The sequence below is a fragment of the Fibrobacter sp. UWB10 genome, assembly GCF_900182935.1.
In the GTDB taxonomy this organism is placed as follows: Bacteria; Fibrobacterota; Fibrobacteria; order Fibrobacterales; family Fibrobacteraceae; genus Fibrobacter; species Fibrobacter succinogenes_O.
In genome coordinates this window covers 703,064-721,714 of sequence record NZ_FXUE01000002.1, presented here as the reverse complement: position 1 = coordinate 721,714, position 18,651 = coordinate 703,064, and the positions used below count along the sequence as shown (strand labels likewise).

General features: G+C 51.6%; 17 protein-coding genes and 2 tRNA genes. 9 read left to right on the top strand and 10 right to left on the bottom strand.

Going from position 1 to position 18,651, the window contains the following annotated elements; translation table 11 throughout:
• Positions 1 to 24 precede the first annotated feature (24 nt).
• Positions 25 to 957 carry a hypothetical protein gene (locus tag QOL41_RS07580; RefSeq protein WP_283429267.1) on the top strand — a complete coding sequence of 311 codons (933 nt, stop codon included), beginning with the start codon at positions 25 to 27 and terminating at the stop codon, positions 955 to 957.
• Positions 958 to 1,231: 274 nt separating this feature from the next.
• Here QOL41_RS07580 and QOL41_RS07575 read toward each other — a convergent pair.
• Both QOL41_RS07575 and QOL41_RS07570 read right to left on the bottom strand, forming a co-directional pair.
• Positions 1,232 to 1,305: transfer RNA gene (locus QOL41_RS07575), tRNA-Pro, on the bottom strand.
• Positions 1,306 to 1,391: 86 nt separating this feature from the next.
• Positions 1,392 to 1,464 (bottom strand) — tRNA-Lys (locus QOL41_RS07570).
• Positions 1,465 to 1,590: 126 nt separating this feature from the next.
• Here QOL41_RS07570 and QOL41_RS07565 point away from each other — a divergent pair.
• Positions 1,591 to 2,601 carry a PorV/PorQ family protein gene (locus QOL41_RS07565; RefSeq protein ID WP_283429266.1) on the top strand — a complete coding sequence of 337 codons (1,011 nt, stop codon included), beginning with the start codon at positions 1,591 to 1,593 and terminating at the stop codon, positions 2,599 to 2,601.
• Between the two features lie 12 nt (positions 2,602 to 2,613).
• Complete coding sequence (locus QOL41_RS07560) at positions 2,614 to 3,348, top strand: hypothetical protein (RefSeq protein WP_283429265.1); 735 nt, start codon at positions 2,614 to 2,616, stop codon at positions 3,346 to 3,348.
• Positions 3,349 to 3,392: 44 nt separating this feature from the next.
• Here QOL41_RS07560 and QOL41_RS07555 read toward each other — a convergent pair whose 3' ends face one another.
• The 5 genes from QOL41_RS07555 to QOL41_RS07535 form a co-directional block, all read right to left on the bottom strand.
• Complete coding sequence (locus QOL41_RS07555) at positions 3,393 to 3,839, bottom strand: hypothetical protein (RefSeq protein WP_283429264.1); 447 nt, start codon at positions 3,837 to 3,839, stop codon at positions 3,393 to 3,395.
• On the bottom strand, positions 3,823 to 5,613 hold the full coding sequence (gene nrfD, locus QOL41_RS07550) for an NrfD/PsrC family molybdoenzyme membrane anchor subunit (RefSeq protein WP_283429263.1): 1,791 nt from the start codon (positions 5,611 to 5,613) through the stop codon (positions 3,823 to 3,825). The genes QOL41_RS07555 and nrfD overlap by 17 nt, the downstream gene beginning before the upstream one ends.
• Positions 5,613 to 6,494, bottom strand: coding sequence for a 4Fe-4S dicluster domain-containing protein (locus tag QOL41_RS07545; protein ID WP_283429262.1), 882 nt, complete (start codon positions 6,492 to 6,494; stop codon positions 5,613 to 5,615). The genes nrfD and QOL41_RS07545 overlap by 1 nt, the downstream gene beginning before the upstream one ends.
• Before the next feature lie 22 nt (positions 6,495 to 6,516).
• Positions 6,517 to 6,990 carry a cytochrome c3 family protein gene (locus QOL41_RS07540; RefSeq protein WP_283429261.1) on the bottom strand — a complete coding sequence of 158 codons (474 nt, stop codon included), beginning with the start codon at positions 6,988 to 6,990 and terminating at the stop codon, positions 6,517 to 6,519.
• A gap of 82 nt (positions 6,991 to 7,072) precedes the next feature.
• A complete protein-coding gene (locus QOL41_RS07535) occupies positions 7,073 to 7,438 on the bottom strand; it encodes a c-type cytochrome (protein WP_173654170.1) in 366 nt (121 codons plus the stop codon).
• A gap of 87 nt (positions 7,439 to 7,525) precedes the next feature.
• Between QOL41_RS07535 and QOL41_RS07530 the strand changes: the two genes are divergently transcribed.
• The 6 genes from QOL41_RS07530 (at position 7,526) to fabF (ending at position 15,184) form a co-directional block, all read left to right on the top strand.
• Positions 7,526 to 8,326 (top strand): hypothetical protein, encoded by an 801-nt coding sequence (locus QOL41_RS07530; RefSeq protein WP_283429260.1) that lies wholly within the window; start codon positions 7,526 to 7,528, stop codon positions 8,324 to 8,326.
• Between the two features lie 2 nt (positions 8,327 to 8,328).
• Positions 8,329 to 8,892, top strand: coding sequence for a manganese efflux pump MntP (locus tag QOL41_RS07525; RefSeq protein WP_283429259.1), 564 nt, complete (start codon positions 8,329 to 8,331; stop codon positions 8,890 to 8,892).
• 95 nt (positions 8,893 to 8,987) lie between these two features.
• Positions 8,988 to 11,147 carry an NAD-dependent DNA ligase LigA gene (ligA, locus tag QOL41_RS07520; protein WP_283429258.1) on the top strand — a complete coding sequence of 720 codons (2,160 nt, stop codon included), beginning with the start codon at positions 8,988 to 8,990 and terminating at the stop codon, positions 11,145 to 11,147.
• Positions 11,148 to 11,193: 46 nt separating this feature from the next.
• Entirely contained in the window at positions 11,194 to 11,964 is a 771-nt protein-coding gene (locus tag QOL41_RS07515) for a DUF2334 domain-containing protein (protein WP_283429257.1), read from the top strand.
• 18 nt (positions 11,965 to 11,982) lie between these two features.
• The gene (locus tag QOL41_RS07510; protein WP_283429256.1) at positions 11,983 to 13,716 is read left to right on the top strand and encodes an AMP-binding protein; all 1,734 of its coding nucleotides are present in this window, start codon (positions 11,983 to 11,985) and stop codon (positions 13,714 to 13,716) included.
• 217 nt (positions 13,717 to 13,933) lie between these two features.
• Positions 13,934 to 15,184: a beta-ketoacyl-ACP synthase II gene (gene fabF, locus QOL41_RS07505; RefSeq protein WP_283429255.1), complete on the top strand. Its 1,251-nt coding sequence runs from the start codon at positions 13,934 to 13,936 to the stop codon at positions 15,182 to 15,184.
• On the opposite strand, the gene ruvX is transcribed toward fabF, so the two are convergent.
• The 3 genes from ruvX to QOL41_RS07490 form a co-directional block, all read right to left on the bottom strand.
• A complete protein-coding gene (gene ruvX, locus QOL41_RS07500) occupies positions 15,181 to 15,591 on the bottom strand; it encodes a Holliday junction resolvase RuvX (RefSeq protein ID WP_073054247.1) in 411 nt (136 codons plus the stop codon). The two genes, fabF and ruvX, sit on opposite strands and share 4 nt — an antisense overlap.
• A gap of 6 nt (positions 15,592 to 15,597) precedes the next feature.
• Positions 15,598 to 17,040, bottom strand: coding sequence for an adenylosuccinate lyase (gene purB, locus QOL41_RS07495; protein ID WP_085490310.1), 1,443 nt, complete (start codon positions 17,038 to 17,040; stop codon positions 15,598 to 15,600).
• 104 nt (positions 17,041 to 17,144) lie between these two features.
• Positions 17,145 to 18,638: a BamA/TamA family outer membrane protein gene (locus QOL41_RS07490; protein ID WP_283429254.1), complete on the bottom strand. Its 1,494-nt coding sequence runs from the start codon at positions 18,636 to 18,638 to the stop codon at positions 17,145 to 17,147.
• Positions 18,639 to 18,651: the final 13 nt, after the last annotated feature.

Here is an 18,651-nt window from a genome sequence, read left to right as displayed (position 1 = left end):
TATTCCATTAATAATGGAGGAAATATGAAATTCAAATACGGGATTGTTCTACCCTTCACATTTATTTGCGTTGTCGCCTGTTCCAGCGACGACGTAAGCAAAGCTACAGACGATCCATCACCAGAATCTTCCTCCAATTCGTTAATAAGTTCTTCAAGTGATTTACAGACTAGTTCCTCCAGCGAATTACCCGTGGACCAGTCATCCAGCAGCGAATTTCCCGCTATTCCTGAATTCTTTGAAGATTCCTGCACCGCGTCTGGAGGGCAGTTCCTGTATGGCGCCTGCATTTGCCGGTCTGAACTCTGCGACATTGCTGAGGCCTGCAATCCCGAAACCGGGCGATGCGCCAACTTTATTGAAGAGGAATGCCCTGTAGGCATGAACGAAAGATTGGCTGATTCGGCACACTTCTACCGATTCAATGTGTATGGCGGTTGCCAGATTATCGGGGCCTACGACGGAAGCGATTCTACGGAATCTTTTTACGGAGATTTCTATTTGCTGCGCAATCCGGGCGGGCTCACCATGACATACATAGACCAGCTAGCATCCATAGGCATATACAACCGCAAATATGCTGATAGACATGGCGATATAGATGCTGAATCCGTGCGCGCGGCGGTTCCTATCACCAAGGCGGAACTCAAGGCAAACGTGCCAGACTTCTTTAACGCATTCTATCCGGATACGGCCGGTCATCGAAGAACGATTGTAAGCGAATCAGACTTGAACGAGGACCACACTCTTGATTTGATAATGTACTGCGATGACAAGGTCTTTGGTTGTAAAAGCATGGCTTTGGAACTTGGTTGCAAGGAGGCCTATATAGACCGTTCCGAGGTCTTGGCAGTTTGCGATTTGGAGACGACCCAGAAAATGCAAATGAGGGGAATTTACCTTGGGGTTAATAGGCCTGGCGATCCAGATATTTTGTTGCCTGATCTTTTAGATTGAGAGAGAGGCTGCACCTTCGGTGAAGCTAATCTGGTTACCTAAGATACAAGAAAAGCCCCCAAAAGGGGGCTTATCTTGTATCGGGGTAACCAGATTGCCAAAATACTCACTTTGTTTCGTATTTTGCCCTTCGGGCTTACTTGAACTTCGTTCAAGTTAAGGCCTAAAACCATCTGAGTTCGCTACGCTCTCGATGGTTTTAGTCGAACTGGTCAGTTCAATCTGGCGTTAGCTCGATACAAAAAGCGACCCCCTGAAGGGGTCGCGTTTTGTATCGGGGTAGCCAGATTCGAACTGACGACATTCTGCTCCCAAAGCAGACGCTCTACCAGGCTGAGCTACACCCCGAGTGCGACAAATATAATAAAATAACATCCGTTTGAGGAGTATTTTTCAAAAGAAAAACCGATTCTAGAAATCTAGAATCGGTTTCCTGAGCTACGAAGGGCTCGAACCTTCGACCCACGCCTTAAAAGGGCGTTGCTCTACCAACTGAGCTAGTAGCCCGAACGCACCCAAATATATTAAACGTTTCGCCTTTTGTAAAGGCAAATCTTGCATTTATTCGTAAAAATTAACGCTTTTTTGCCAAAAATTACACCCGCGCGGCCGCAATATTTGTAAATTTCAACCATGACTTTCAAGCACTTTTTGATTACGGCTTTTTCGCTGCTCACAATCCCTGTAGCAAGCCATGCCTACTTCACTCAAGGCGATGCCGGACAAGAAGTGTTTTCGTTCATCAACACGTTTGATAGCCCGCGTAATGCGGCTCTCGAAAAGTCTGCCGGCGCAGTCATTTCGACCGATCCGACGATTACGCAGTTGAACCCAGCCGCAGTCATTTTGCCCGAAGGCAAGAACCACATAGCTGCAGTTCACTGGCAAACGGGCGACATGGCCGACAACCAGGGAAGCATTTACTACACTGGACACTATGACAAATACATATTCCAGGTTTCGTATAACTGGCTTTCGTATGGTGATATCGACGGCTACGACGAATATGGCGAAGCAACGGGCAAGACTTACGAACCGTTCAGCCAGTTGGCTACGGCAACAATCGCTTTCCCCATGAAGTATTTCCGCTTCGGTGCGACGCTTAAATTTGCAGCCGACAAACTGACTGACGAAGCAGGTGACCGCACCGCTCTTGGTGCCGCATTCGACTGGGGTATCGCTTGGCAGTCCGAAAGCAAGCGTTACGGTTTTTCTTTCATGGCACGTGATTTCGGTTGCCTGTTGCGCGACTACGTAGACGACGGCGAAGACGAATACTACCCGATGTCGCAGACGTTTGCGATTGCAGGCTTTTTCAAGCCTAAGGTTCTCCCCCGCCTTACGATTTTCGTAGACAATGAGTTTCCGCGCTACCAAGAAGCGTTCTTGAGCTTGGGTGGCGAATACGCACTTGGCCAGCATTTCTTTGTCCGCGCCGGTTTCCAGCGCACGTGGCTCGACTTGACTCGCGACGCCAAGGAACTATTTGCGTCTGAAGATCGCCCGGATGAAACAAACAACGCCCACATGTTGAGCGCTGGTCTTGGCTATGCCATGGACTTGTTCGCCCTCGACTACAGTTTTTCGTACCTTGCTCAAGGAATGGGCCACGAACACAGACTTGGCGTTCGTGTGAATTTCTAATTCAGGCGTGCGATGCGGCAGTTTGACGTCATTGTTCTAGAAGAAAACTCTCCGCAATTCGATAACTGGACTCCCCCTTTTGAAGACCCTGCATTAGGCTGGTCGCACGACAGCGACTGGAACCGCCCGTTGCAAAGCATCGATGCCGAATGGGTCATAATTGCGCAGCCTGCGGTAACGATTGACCGAGACTTTCTGAACAACTTAGCAGAAGTGATTGAAGGATTCCCGATGGCCGACGCATTCGCGCCGAGGGTCAAGAATAACGGGCATTTTTACGGCGGACTGTTGCTTAACAAGAGCAAAGGATTCGCCCCGATTTCAGAAAACGAGAAAATGCGATTTGTTGCGGCCCCGAATCCGATGATTGCGGTGTTTTCGAGCCGGATTATTCAACGCACCGGCCTGTTTGACTTGGACTTGCCGCCCGAATTCAGACTGATTGACTACACGCTGCGTATGGCTCACGCGGGCGGTAAAATGTTTAGCGTGCCGTATCTTGTGGCAAGAACGTCGCAACTTATCGACGCTAGCCGCCTAAATCAGGTCGAAGCGTTGTGGGAAATCTATTACAAGAGCCTCCCCGTTGGCCTGCTATCAGCCTTCACGTTCCGCCATCTGACCATGCTCCCAAAATTCTTGGGGCTCGACAAAGGCAAAAAACGCCGTCAGTTCAAGCGCGACAAGGCAACATCGCTCTCGAAACTTTCTGCAGAATACCTGAAAGATATAATGTGCAATGTGTAATGTGGAATGTGGAATTAAACATTTTACATCTCACACTTCACATTCTAAAAGAATACCCAAACAGCGAGCCAGAAGACCATTAGGCAGAATTCCATTTCTTTCGAAATTTTAGAAAGGAACGTGCTGCAAAGGGTCATGCAGAGCAAAGCCGCGATGCGAGTCCAAGCAATATCAATTCCGTGGTAATAGAGCGAAATTCCGCCAAAAAGTTCAATCCAGCACCAGAGCGACTGAGCAAGCACCAGGTAACGCCTGCGGTAAAACGAAAGCGATGTGGTCGAAAGGCAGAGGCAGAGAGCGAGCATGCGGAACGGATAATGTTCAATCGTCGGGTCGTTGATATCACCGGCAAAATAGCAGAACACACTGAACAGCACCAAGAATACAGACAGAAGCGCACCGTTGCGGTACGGTGACGAACCCTTGCGCCACAGGAACGAAGCGCAGCCAAGAGCGATCAGGCACGAAAGCGAATTAGCGAGCGGAGTCATTATCGCCCTCCTTTGCCGATTCAGTAGCTGATTTTGCCAGAGTCCGCATGTAATTCACAAGACCCAGAGCTTCGCTCGGAGTCAAGCGGCCCGCGTAAGCATTCATATTGTTGCGACCGTTCAAAATCACCTTGACCAAGGAATCTACGCCCAAGCTATCGAGGCGTTGTGTATCGAGCTTTTGCGGCACCGGATAAAATTCACGCACAAATTTTTCGTTGAATTTGCCATCAACGCCGTGACAAGTGGCACAGCGGGCATTCCAAAGCAAGCGAGCATGACTTTGAGAAATCGGAGCGTCAACGCCTATGGATTGCGAATCAATCGTATTCGTTGAATTGTGAGAAGAGCCGCCGGCAAAGAATGTGCCCGCACAAGCCGCCACAAGCACAAGCAAAATAGCAGCCATCCACTTTTCATGACGAGGCAAGGTAAACGCATGCTCCACAAAGTAGGCTCGGAGATACAATGTCACCGTCGTCACCAAGGCGATAACCGGATACAAAAGCGGGACAATGTTTGCAAACGAAAATTCAACGTTTGCAAAAACACTCTGGTTCAAAACCCAAATCGAGTAGACCAACGCAAAGGCAAAACCCACAAGCAATGGGAGGCGCAACACATGGTATTCTTCGGAAGCCCACGGCTGAATGTAAAAGCCTTTCTTGGGCTTTTCAATACCGCGCGCCCCCTCTTTTTCAAGTTCCTGCTGTTCGGCGTCGGCCAAATCAGTGCCATCAACTTCGCCAAAATAAGAACCGGCGCCTTCCATTTTCCAATTTAGACAGCGGCGAATTCCAAAGAAGAGCAGCATAAAGCCACCTACCGAGAAGGCGATAAGGCCCCAGTCAATCCAATTCAAGGGCGATGCCGCATACGAGCCGAATTCTGGCGAAACGATGTAAAGGCGTTCCAAGAAAAGTCCGATTAATACGCTCAACGAAAGCGCGATTCGGCCCCACTTGTTTTCGCGAATGACCGCAATCATGCGGAACTGCGGCAAGACGCCCGCAAAAATAAACGCCGAAGTGCAAAGGGAGCCTTTCAGCATCAAGTCCCAAACCCAAATGGCGCACATGAACCAAGAGAAGATCAACTGCAAGCGCTCCAAAAGACGCACTCGGTAGCCCTCGGAACACAGGAGCAAATTCATGAGAGCAAGGCCCGAGAATATGGCTCCCGCAATAAAGTAAACCGGAAAAAATGCCCCGCGCCACTCAGGCACAAATGTGGTCGCAAAATCGAGACTCACCACCGTATGCACCCAGAGCACCAGCGGGAACAAGAGCCACGCCATAGGCTTGCGGTATTTATCGAGGGCCGGGATTTCGCGCGTTTTGAGATGCGTCATGAAAAACACGAGCGAAAGGAACGCGTACACCGCAATGCAGCAGAAATCCCAAACCAAGGGCGAACCGACATTCGCAAAATTCCCGCGGGCATCTAGAAGCGGCATGACCATGTAAAAGTTGTTGATGACGCCCAAGTGCATGAGCGGGAAGATTCCCGCAAACACAAGGCATACAAGCGTCGAAAGTTCTGCAATCAATGCAGTACGGCGGTCAAGCTTAATATCGAGCGCAAGGAAAATTGCCGACAAAAGCGTGCCAGCATGGGCAAGCCCAATCCAAAAAACGAACAAGCTGATAGGCGTGCCCCAGAAGGTGCGAGAATCCACCATCCAGGCAGAAGGGCCTTCGAAAATCGAATAACCCAGCGCATAAAGCCCCGGCAAGAACAGCGCAAGGCCTGCAAGCATCAAGTACTTGAACATTAGCGCCTCCCCCGCATAAATACCACGGAAGGATCAAGGTCGGCTAGTTCTCGCGGCGCGTACAGTTCTCGATTCTTGGTAAGCTTTACCAGCGGCGACTTTTCGTCGAGCCAGTTGCCAAAGATGATGGCGTTCTTGGGGCAAGCTTCGGCGCAAGCGGTTTTGACGCCACGACCTCGCCATTCTTCAGCAGAGGCGTCAACGGTAAGCGAGGTCTTGAATTTTAGGCGGTCGTTCTGCAGGCGGTGCAGGCAAAGGCTGCATTTTTCCATGACGCCCTTGTCGCGGAGCGGAACTTCGCGATTGAACTGTCGGGCAAGCCCGAGTTTTTGGGCATCGTTAAAATTGAACTTTCGAGCCTGAACGGGGCAATTTGCGCCGCAGAAACGGCTTCCCGTACAACGCTTGTACATCATGGCGCTCAGGCCATCGGGCGTGTGATTGGCGGCCCCCGTCGGGCAGACGCGTTCGCACGGGGCATTGCCACAGTGCGCGCACATGAAGGGGGCGCTGCCGCGCATGTCGACCCAGTGCATAAAACGCCCGCGGGCAGCATCTTCGTCGGGAACCAGCGGCACGTTGTTTTCGAGGTTGCAGGCCAGAATGCACTTGCCGCAACCATCGCAGGCATCCAGGTCGATGGCCATGCCGAAACGGTTGAGAGTCGAGGCCCCCGGAATCTTGAGGGCACCCGGAGTCGGGACTTTCACGAGGTCGAGGGATTTTTTCGTCTGCGATAGGGCAAGCTTGACTTCGTCTTCAAAACGTTTGAGGCTAGGCAAGTCGCCGGCGAGTTCTTCGAGCGGAATCTTGCGGCAGCCAAACAGCAGCCCCATTACCGCTACCAGAGAACAACTCTTGATGAATTCGCGACGATCCATACCCATAAGATACCTTCACGAATCAGCGGTGGCAAGCGGCGCAGTACGTGGCCGCCGGCTTAAAGCCTTTTTCTTTGAAAGTTTCGCCCCTGTGGCACTTGAGGCAACTTTGCATATTGAACAATTCTGCGCCGTAGCGGTTCTGCATATAGCCCCGGCCATGACAATCGGCGCAAGCGACGCCTGCAGCGGCATGCACACCATGGTGAAACACTACATGATCCGGCAAATGGCGCTTGTGGGACCATGGGCGGTCATCAGCTTTTGCAAGCATAGAATCCAGCGTTTCGATTCCCGGATTTTCGGTCAGCGGGAGCCTGTGGCAGTCCATGCAGTCAGCTTTCGAGGGCATAAAGGCATTCGCCGAGGCGCGCGAGCCCGTATGGCAGGCGGCACAGTCCAAACCGATTGAATCGCCGTGCAACGCATGGTCAAAAGGAATCGAACCCACGGCACGTTCAGGAACGCGCGGCTCCCCCATCAAGAAATCCGCCAAGAAAAAGGAGAATACAACGGCAAAACAAATCGCCGACCATTTAAATATTCTTGTATTTTTCTCCCTTCTCACGTTCTCTCGCCTATTTGGGTCGTCCCGGGTCATCGGGATTCTTGAGAATGTACAAGAGCCACGCCGTCATCATTTTCGCCTGCTCTTCGGTAAGCGGAGTGATTTCCATGGCTGGCCATTCTTCGGGGTGCTGTGGAGTCGGATGCATCAGGTAACGCACCATACCTTCCGGATTTTCAGCATAATTTGCCACATTGTCGCGCATCGGGGGTGCTGCAAACTTGCGAGCCCAGCGGTGGCAACCGCGGCATTCGTTTTCAAAATATTCGTGAGCTTGTGTTTTGAGTTCGGGCGTAACCGGCGGAAGCACAAATGCCTCTACCGCAAATAAAGCACATACCGCCACAAAAACAATGACTGCCACCCGCAGTTTCAAAACACCATCCTTTTGAATACAAAATTCTTCTTAAATATAAACATTTTTTTTCAAATATATTCCTATTTTTAGGTCTAGGAGACACAAATGAAAAATTTCTTATTCTGCCTAATGCTTTTGGCGGGTTTTGCCGCAGCGAATACGTGCACCGAAGCAATTTTTATACTCAGCAAAGGAAGCTTGGACATTACCCAAGACATAGCATATCACGACTCCTCGTATTTTGTAGAGAACTACACCCATAAAAACGAATGGTCTCACAAAATATATTACACTAACGGGAAAATTGACAGTTTAGTCATGGACCCGATGGAAGATGGTGAAGCCCTTAGAGTTACTCATTACTATTGGAATTCCGACGAAAAAATCTCTGGCAAAGGTTCGGAGAGAGTCATTTTTCAGGAAACATCAGGCGATACAATCATACTTAATGAAAAAGTCTATTCCAACAGAGAATTTGGGGGCTCCTATACGGCAAAGATAACAGACTCATACATGTCCACATTGAATTCAGAGTACAACTCCTTTAAAGAACTTTATTTCTCGAACGACACTTTATTCGAGAAAAATATATATGATTATGAATCCAACAATCCTAGACCAGATACTAGTTTTACCATTGGCGATTCGACAAACGATTTTAAGTGTTATGATTACGCGGTGCAAAACGGAATTGCAGAACTTAATGAAACTATAGAATACATCAAAACAGATAACGGATTCATGCTTAAATATCTAGACGAATCTTCTGTTGGATATTATTTGCGAGAATTCTTCTTTGTAAATTCTAACGCCACCACGGCCATTCGCAAGCAACGTCCGGCGGTAAAGATTTCGCCGAAAGCTAGGTATTTTGACCTGTTGGGCCGCTACAAGTTTACGAAGTAATCATGGGCATTATTGAAATCATCATTATCGCGATTGTAGAAGCGATGGACTGCTTCGCCGTCTCGATTGCCACAGGCCTTTCAAAAAAAGGTATCAAATACAGCCGCGCCATGCTCCAGGCAGTTAGCTTTGGCGTTTTCCAAGGTGGCATGACTCTGCTCGGATATTTCCTCGGGAGTTTTGCTGAACGCTGGTTCAATTCTGTGGGAACGCCTATCGCCTGCACCATTCTTTGCATTCTGGGCGGGCGCATGATTTGGGGAGCCATTCGTGGTGACGCAGGCGAAGAGGAAGGCGAACAGATTGCCGCAAAAAACTTGACAATTGCAAATATCTTGCTGCTTTCGGTTGCGACAAGTATTGACGCATTCGCCGTCGGAATTTCGTTTGCATTCTTGAACGCGAACATGGTTCTTGCCACTAGCGCCATTGCGCTTGCAAGCTTTATCATGGGCGTTATCGGGTATGAAATCGGCCGTCACGCCGCCAAGCGTTTCAAGACCAAGATTCCCGAAATCATCGCAGGAATTATTTTGATTTCAATCGGAATCAAAATGTTTGTATAACGCCTTCGGCACGCCGATAATATAGCCCATACCTCAAAGTGCCGCAGGCACGAGCCCACACCTCACTACCTTAAACTCTTTCTATATTAGCAGGTATGGATCAGAAAGACATTGACCGCACCCGATATTTTGAGCTAAAGAAACAGCTAGAAGAAGCAAGCCGCCTTTACTACAAAGAAGGCGTCTCCCCCATGAGCGACCAGGATTTCGACTTTGGCCTCAAGGAGATGGAAGCGCTCGAAGCGAAGTATCCGGAACTTCGCGGCAATGCATCACTCACGCAGCGAGTCGGCAGTGACTTAACCAACGACTTTGCGAAGGTCGCACACGCCGTGCCCATGCTCAGTATCGCGAACGTGTACAGCGCCGAAGAAATGGCAGAGTTCGTGAAAGCCGCCGAGGACGGAATTTCAGCCCTTGAACCCCAAACCTCAAACCCCAAAGCGACCGAAGGTCGCGACCTCATACCTCATACCTGGATCTGCGAGCGGAAAATCGACGGTGTAAGTCTTTCGATTGTCTACGAGAACGGGCGCTTGAAACAGGCAGCCACCCGCGGCGACGGAGCCCAGGGCGATGACGTGACATTGAACGCGCTCACGATTGCAGACATTCCCGAAACCTTGGATGCGAAGAAGCTGAAAATTGACCCGAGCGAAATCCCGCAGGGCACCTTCGAAGTCCGCGGCGAAGTCTACATGGAGCGCGAAGCCTTCGAACGCCTGAACGAGCAGTTTATTTTGGAAGGCAAGAAGATTTTCCAGAACCCGCGCAATACGGTTTCGGGTTCGCTCAAGCTCAAGAGCGTGGCCGAATGCAAGACGCGCCCGATGCGATTCTTCGCTTACCACATTCCGCAGAGCAACAACAAGACGCACGAAGAAAACCTGCTGCAGCTCAAGAAGCTCGGGTTCCACACGAACGACTACTGGACGGCGAACAACACCGACGAAATCATGAAGATTTCGGAGCAGATTGGTGCAAGCCGCGACAGCCTCCCCTTCGAAATCGACGGCATGGTCGTAAAGCTGAACGACCTTGCCATGCAACGCGCCCTCGGTACTACGAGCAAGAGCCCGCGCTGGGCCATCGCCTATAAGTTCAAGGCCGAGCGCGCCTATACGCCGCTCCTTTCCGTAGAATTTCAGGTGGGGCGCACCGGGGCCGTGACGCCGGTTGCGAACCTCGCCCCCGTGCGCCTCGCAGGCACCACCGTCAAACGTGCCACCCTCCACAACTTTGACGAAGTCGCCCGACTGGACCTCCACTTCGGCGACACCGTCGGCGTCGAGAAGGGCGGCGAAATCATCCCGAAAATCACCGATGTCAAAAAGGAACTCCGCCCGGCGGGGGCCGTCCCTGTGACCGCCCCCGAAAAATGCCCGGTTTGCGGCGAACCGCTCACCCACATCGACGACGAAGTCATTCTTCGCTGCGAAAACATGCACTGCCCGGCGCAAGTCCAATGCCTATTCGAGCATTTCGTAAGCCGCGAGGCCATGAACATCGAAAACTTGGGCCCGGCCCTTATCGCAAGCCTGATTGCCACGGGCAAAATCAAGCGCATTCCGGACCTGTACCGCCTCACGCTCGAAGACCTCGAATCGCAGGAGCGCATGGCCAAGAAGAGCGCCAAAAACGTCTTCGACGCTATTGCCGCCTCCAAGGAGCGTAGCCTCGAAAACCTGCTGCACGGTCTCGGAATTCGATTCGTAGGCCGCACCAGTGCCCGAAACCTCGCCAAGCATTTCCGCACCCTCGAAGCGATCCGTACCGCCACCGTCGAAGACTTGCAGAACGTCAACGACGTCGGCGAACGCATCGGAAAGTCCGTCTACGACTTCTTCCACACGGAACGCTACACGCAAGAAATCGACGAACTCATCGCTCTCGGCTGCCCCACCGAATTCAAGGGCGTCGTAAAGACCTTGTTCCAAGGTCAAACCGCCGTCATTACCGGCACGCTCCCGACCATGGACCGTGACGAAGCCCGCAAGCTCATCGAAGAAAACGGCGGTAAGGTATCGGGCTCTGTCAGCAAGAAAACCAGTTGGGTTTTGGCCGGCGAGGCCGCCGGTTCCAAGCTCACGAAGGCGAACGAACTCGGGATTCCCGTACACGATGAAGCCTGGCTTCTAGCCCAAATCGCCGCCAGCGCTGACGAAACGCTTACAGAATCCGCAAACAGCACCGAAAACAAGCCAAATTCGCAACCGCTCAACCAAAGCGAAGCTGTCCAAACTAGTCTATTCTAGCCACATTTTCTATATATATGGCGTAAAATTCAATTAGGTTACCCTTATGGAAATCAACAAGGACATTGCCGACATCCGCGCCGCCGAAGCTATTCTTCATAAAAAGAAGAAGTACCTGCTGTGCTATCATAATTTTAACGTGAAGAACTGCAAGAAATCTGCCGAAGAAATCCGAAAGATTGCCGCAGCCGCAGGTTCGCCCATCTCGATTGCCGTCGTACCCTCTATCGGGGGCGTCCCTGAATCCGAAGCAGACGCTTTCCGTGAAGAAATCGGAAAATTCGTGCAGGAAGGCTACGAAATCTTGCTCCACGGTGTGCGCCACAACGCAGACCTGTTCATCAAGCGTAATCCCATCGGCAAGCTCGCGCTCACCATTTCGCACAATGGTGCCGAATTTGCGGGCCTGAACAAGAAAGTTTCCCAGATGCTTTTAAACCGTAGCATCGCCCTCTGGAAGGCCCACGGTTTTGGCCGCCCCTCCGGATTTATCGCGCCAGTCTGGCTCGACAACAAGCACCTCAAAAAACAGGTACTCGAAGAATTCAACTTTTACGAAGACATGCTCTACATTTACCGCAAGGTCGGTAAAAAAATCAAGCCGTCGTTCTCGCAGATTTTGACCTTCTCTATTTTCCCGCAGGCACTCCTCGGTGCCATGCAGGTATTCTCACGCATTGCACTACTCCTCTACCGCGGAACCCCCCGCCTGGTGATTCACGCCGGTGACATGAAGGCCATGGGCGAACAAAATCTTCTCTCGCTCGTAAAATTTGCCTCGAACCACCGCGAAAAGATCATGTACCAGGATCTATAAGAGACCGGAGAGACACAAATGATACTCAATAGATTCCTAGCACGAACCGAGTATTCCTCTTACGAGGACCTCTACGAAAACTTTAAGCTCAATATTCCCGAAGACTTTAACTTCGCCTACGACGTGGTCGACGAATACGCGAAGACCGAACCAAAGCGAGAAGCATTAGTCTGGTGCGACGACAACGACGAAAGCCATATTTTTACCTTCAAGGATCTTTCGATTGCCTCGCAGCGCACCGCGAACTTTTTGGTAAAAAAGGGAATCAAGAAGGGCGACCGCGTGATGCTGATTTTGCGCCGCCGCTACGAATTCTGGTTCTTCCTCTTGGCGCTCCACCGCATTGGTGCAATTGCCATTCCGGCAACGAACATGCTCGCCGCCGAAGACCTGGAATACCGCTTTAAGGCCGCCGACATCAAGATGGTCGTCTCTTACGACGATCCGGCACTCCAAAAGGAAATCGACACCGCCTGCGAACACACGCGCATTGTCGAAACGCTCGTGACCATCGGGCAGTCCCGTCAGAACTGGATCAACTTCTACGACGACTACGAAATCTGCCCGCCAAGTTTCCCGCGCCCCACAGGAGATGCCGCCACGCACAATGACGACATCATGATTGTCTACTTTACCAGCGGCACCAGCAGCAACCCGAAAATGGTCGCCCACACCTTCAGCTACCCGCTTGGCCACATCGTGACCGCCAAGTACTGGCAGAACGTGATTGACGGCGGCCGCCACCTGACCGTTGCCGAAACCGGCTGGGCCAAGGCGCTCTGGGGCAAGATTTATGGACAGTGGATTGCAGGTTCTGCCGTATTCACCTACGACATGAACGTGTTCATTCCGGGCAAGCTGCTCGAAAAGATGCAGGAATACAAGGTGACCACCTTCTGTGCGCCGCCGACCGTTTACCGCTACATTCTGCAGCATGGCGTCGAAAAGTACAACCTTTCCAGCCTCAAGTACTGCACCACCGCAGGCGAGGCGTTGAACTTGGACATTTACAAGAAGTTCTTCGAAAAGACGGGGCTCCGCCTGCACGAAGGCTACGGCCAAACCGAACTGACTCTCACTACGGGCAACTTCGAATGGATGGAAGCGCGCCCCGGTTCTATGGGCAAGCCCTCTCCGGGCTACCGCATGGACATCGTGGATGCCGACGGCAAGAGCTGCGGCCCCGATGAAGTCGGCGAAATCATCATCAAGATTGACGAAGGCAAGCCCTTCGGCATGTTCGGGGGCTACTACCGCGACGAAGAACGCACCCAGAAAGTTTTCGAGGGCGGCGTCTACCACACCGGCGACACCGCTACCCGCGACAAGGATGGTTTCTTCTGGTTCGTGGGCCGTACCGATGACTTGATCAAGAGTTCCGGCTACCGCATCAGCCCCTTCGAAGTCGAAGAAGTGCTCCACAAGCACCCGGCCGTCTTGGAAGTGGCCGTCACAGGCGTCGAAGACCAGTCTCGCGGACAGGCCGTGAAGGCAACCGTCGTGCTCCAGAAGGGCTATGAAGCCTCGAAGGAACTCGCCAAAGAAATCCAGCTGTTCGCAAAGAACGTGGCTGCCTCTTACAAGAGCCCACGCATCATCGACTTCGTGTCGGAACTGCCGAAGACCATCAGCGGAAAAATCCGCCGCGCCTCTATCCGCGACAAGGATAAGGAAGACGCCAACGCCGCTAATGCAGCCAAGGACACCGCCAACACGGAACAGTCCAAGACCGAAGAAAAGTCTGAAGGGTAAGAGGGGGCTTCGCCCCTCCCCCCCCCCCCGGTAGTGTCACACGGATTCGATTTTGCTAACGCAAAATCAGTTTATATATTTTTTCTAAAATGCCGTTAGGCATTTCTAATCCGTGTGGTTCATTATTTTCTTTATTCTCGGAATAAATTATTGAGGAAATGAACAAAAACAAGACTTTTCAACCGGCATAAAATGATGTTTTTCTATCTTTGTGCGCATGACTAAAAGACGCGTAGTAATCACTGGTATGGGAGCCGTGACTCCCATTGGCAAGAACATTAACGATTTTTGGGCAGCCATTCGCGCAGGCAAGTGCGGAGTCGCTCCCATCACCCTTTTTGACGCAAGCAATTGCCCGGTAAAGATTGCTGCCGAAGTCAAGGATTTCAAGCCCGAAGAACACGACATTGACCCGAAAGAAGCCCGCCGCATGGCCCGCTTCACGCAGTTCCTGCTCGCCGCCTCCAAGGAAGCGGTTGCAGACGCAAGCCTTACGCCCGAAGACCTCGCCCAGGATACCACAGGCATCGTGGCAGGCACCGGTCTCGGCGGCCTCGACATCGTCGATTCCACCTACACGCAGTACATGAACGGCGGCAAGCGCAAGGTTTCGCCGCTCGCCATGCCGCAGCTGATTCCGAACGAAGCGGGCGCAAACGTTTCTATCGCCCTCGGCATCACGGGCCAGGCCCACACGGTCTGCACCGCCTGCGCTTCGGGCACCGACGCTATCGGTGTCGCCCTCGACGCGATTCGCTCGGGTCGCTTGGATATCTGCCTTGCTGGCGGTTCCGAAAGCGGCATTACCGATTACAGCATCAAGAGCTTTGCTGGCATGCACGCCCTCACTGACAAATTCAACGACTGCCCGGAAAAGGCTTCTCGCCCGTTCGACTTGAACCGCTCCGGATTCGTGATGGGTGAAGGCGGTGCCGTGATGATTCTCGAAGAATTGGAACACGCCAAGGCCCGCGGCGCCAAGATTTACGCCGAACTCGCCGGCTACGGTGCTTCTGCCGATGCCTACCACATTACAAGCCCGCGCCCGGGTGGAGAAACCTGCGCGAAGGCACTTACCCGCGCCATCAAGGACGCAGGCATTGCCCCGACCGACATTAACTACTACAACGCACACGGTACCTCGACGCACCTGAACGATGCAACCGAAACTGCAATGCTCAAGGTTGCCCTCGGTGAACACGCCTACAAAATCAAGGTGTCTAGCACCAAGAGCATGACGGGCCACTGCGTGGGTGCCGCTGGCGTATGCGAAGCCATCGTCTCGACGCTTGCAATTCGCGACTCGTTCTACCCCGCCACCATCAACTACGAAACCCCGGATCCGGAATGCGACCTGGATTACGTACCGAACAAGGGTGTCGAAGGGAATATCGACGTCGCCGCCTCGGCCTCTCTCGGCTTCGGCGGTCACAATGGCGTCGTGATTATCAAGAAATACAACGGCTAGTTTTCATCTAGCCATCTTTGTAGAATTATGGCGGCAGCGAGTTGATCGATGACCGCCTTATTCTTTTGCTTTTTCTTCTTGCTAAAGTAAGAAGTTTTTTCTTGCGCCTGCACGCTGGAATACGATTCATCCTGCGTGTACACAGGCATACCCGGGAAACGCGTTTTCAAGTCCTCAATGAACTTTTCCACCACCACATTCTTGCCGTCTTTACGGCCATCAGGGTGATACGGCATTCCCACCACAAAGGCATCTACCTTGTTGATTTTCACCAGCTCGTCGAGCCGCACGAACAAATTCGTCGTCTTCTGGTCAATCGTTTCTCGCGAAAAAGCCATCCGAAACTCGGAATCGGCAAATGCGACCCCGACGCGGTGTTCACCATAATCAAGCGCAAGGTAGTTCAAGGGTAATTAGACCTTGAGTTCGCCAGCGTCGATGTTCGCCCAGTCCTTCACAGCTTCGATAGCCGGGCGGACTTCTTCGGTCACGAACTTCACGACCTGACCAGGAGCGCGGCCCACGAACTTGCGGAGGTCGAGGATTTCCTTGAGCTTAGCTTCGGTGATGCCGAGCTTCTGGAACTTTTCGTTCTTCAGCACGCGTTCGAGCAAGTCGTTGTCCTTACCCTGTTCCTTCACAACCTTACCGGCTTCCATAGACATCACGCGGATTTCTTCGTGGAGTTCCTGACGGTCGCCGCCATTCTTCACACCTTCCATAATGATGTTTTCGGTAGCCATGAACGGGAGTTCGGCCATGATGCGCTTTTCGATAACCTTCGGGTAAACCACGAGGCCGTTGGTCACATTTTCAGCGATGATGAGCATAGCATCCATAGCGAGGAATGCTTCCGGAATGGCGAGGCGCTTGTTGGCGCTGTCATCGAGCGTACGTTCGAACCACTGCGTTGCCTGCGTGAAGGCGGTGCTGTTGACCTGAGCCATCACGAAACGAGCGAGAGAGCAAATACGTTCGCTACGCATCGGGTTACGCTTGTAAGCCATGGCGCTGGAACCAATCTGAGTCTTTTCGAACGGTTCTTCCACTTCCTTCACGCCCTGCATGAGGCGCATGTCGGTAGCAAACTTGTGCAGAGACTGAGCGATGGAGCTGAGCACCTGGTTCACGCGGTTGTCCCACTTACGAGTGTAAGTCTGACCGGTGATGGTGAGCACGCGCTTGAAGCCAGCCTTGGCGGTCACGCGGCGGTCGAGTTCCATAATCTTTTCTTCGTCGCCATTGAACAAGTCCATGAAGCTGGCCTGCGTACCGGTCGTGCCCTTCACGCCGCGGAACGGAAGCACTTCGATGAGGAAGTTCAATTCTTCGAGGTCGATGAGCATGTCCTGGAGCCAGAGGCAAGCGCGCTTACCCACGGTCGTGAGCTGGGCGGCCTGGAAGTGCGTGGCACCGAGCTGGGCCATGTCCTTGTATTCCATAGCAAACTTGGAAAGCTTGTCCATCACGCGGCAAAGACGCTTGCGCACGAGAATCATAGCCTGCTGCATCTGGATAAGGTCAGTGTTGTCGCCCACAAATGCAGACGTTGCACCGAGGTGAATAATGCCCTTAGCCTTCGGGCACTGCACGCCGTAAGCGTAAACGTGGCTCATCACGTCGTGACGGCGGCGCTTTTCTTCTTCTTCGGCAACTTCGAAGTTGATATCCTTTTCGTGGGCCTTCAGTTCGTCCACCTGCTCCTGCGTAATCGGGAGGCCGAGCTCCATTTCGGATTCGGCGAGGTAAATCCACAGCTTGCGCCAAGTCTGGAACTTGTACTGCGGGCTGAAGATGAAACTCATTTCCTTGCTAGCATAACGCTTGATAAGCGGGCTTTCGAACTGATCGCGCATATTTTTATCCTTGTTGAAATTTTACTGGAGGAAATTTAGAAAAAAATGGAATACTACTCCAGGTAGTAATCCAATTGCTACGCTCCAAGATGACACATTCGTGTCTACTTGAATTCAGGCGCGATCGTCATAATCATATTCACGCCATGCAAGCCATGGAAACCGAACTGCAGGCGGAAAAGGTAGAGGTTCGGCTGGCGAACACGGATACCGAAGCCCCAAGAATTGTAGTAATGATCAAAACTCCACTTATTAATTTTGGGCGCAATCATGGCATATTCATTAAAAAGCACACCATCGATCAAACGGTCGACCGGCCAGCGGTATTCCAAACTCAACGACATCAAGTTATGGGTCGTCCATTTGTCATCGTAACCACGCAAAGGCGCTTTGGAATTCAAATTGATAAACGCATCGTGCGGGGCTCCACCTTCTTCCATTTCCCAAAGATTCACCATACGGAACTGGAGAGCAATGACACGACGTTCAAACAAGGTGTTCATGACCTGTTCCGGTCGCCAAATACGAACAGCCTCATCCCACGAGAAGTCCGTGTAGAACCTGCGATTTTCGCGAGCCTCTTTTGCCGAAAGCACGTAATTTTTAGAGCGACCAAGATAGAAGTAATGCTGGAAAATGAATTCCGTAGTAAAGAAATCGTGATTTAAGCCACCGTCCTTAATTTTATCCCCTTGCCCTTCTTCGGGAGTAATGCCCAAATCTTCGTAACGCACACCCGAATACTTACCCACAAACGTGTAATAACCATTCAGCACAATACGATTTCCGCGAGACGGGGCATAAGGCAAATCAAGATTGTCATACACAAACGAAAGACCTACCGGAACCTGTGTTACATTCTGGTACAAACCTCTGTCTTCGATTTTATAATCGTCGCTAATCAAGACCGAGTCTTCTTCAATATCGGGGTGACTTGCGCGACTGCAATACAACGACGCCCAAATTTCGGCATTCCAATTTGACGTGCTGGTTATAGGAGCTCCCAAGCGCCACGTAAACTCGTAACTTGAGTCAGGCTGCAAATAACTGCTCTTTGTTTCAGGAACGGTAAAACGCTTATCGCGGTCCAAGTCAAGATCGTAGCGGAATCCACCAAACAAGCGCGTTCCAAACAGAGCATGCTTTGTATAGCGTGCAGTCAAGCTGACATCGCCATTGGCGTAGTATTCCCCTTGCACAACCAAGTAGTCCTTGCTCAAGAACGCACTACGATGGCGGTAATTGGCACCCACCATGGTACGTGAACCCGGCTTGAAATTGAAGCTCGGGTAAACCATGATTTTGTAGTCTTCGCCAAAAGAAATCAATTCGACGGACTTTTCAATAATTCCGTTCTTGATAGCGTAGTCCATAGGCTTTGCCACCGGATAAATCAAGCCATTCAGGAACGGCTGGATAATGTATTCTAGCGGCCAAGTCCAAAACGATTTTTCAGACGCTTGTTCAGCAGAAGATTCTTCGGCAGACGATTCTTCGGCAGAATCCAAAGAAACTTCAGTTTGTTCGGTAGAATCCGAAAGAGTTTCTGTTTGTTCAGTCGAATCTGAGGGAGTTTCATCTTGTGCATGGGCGGACACCACGCAAAAAAAA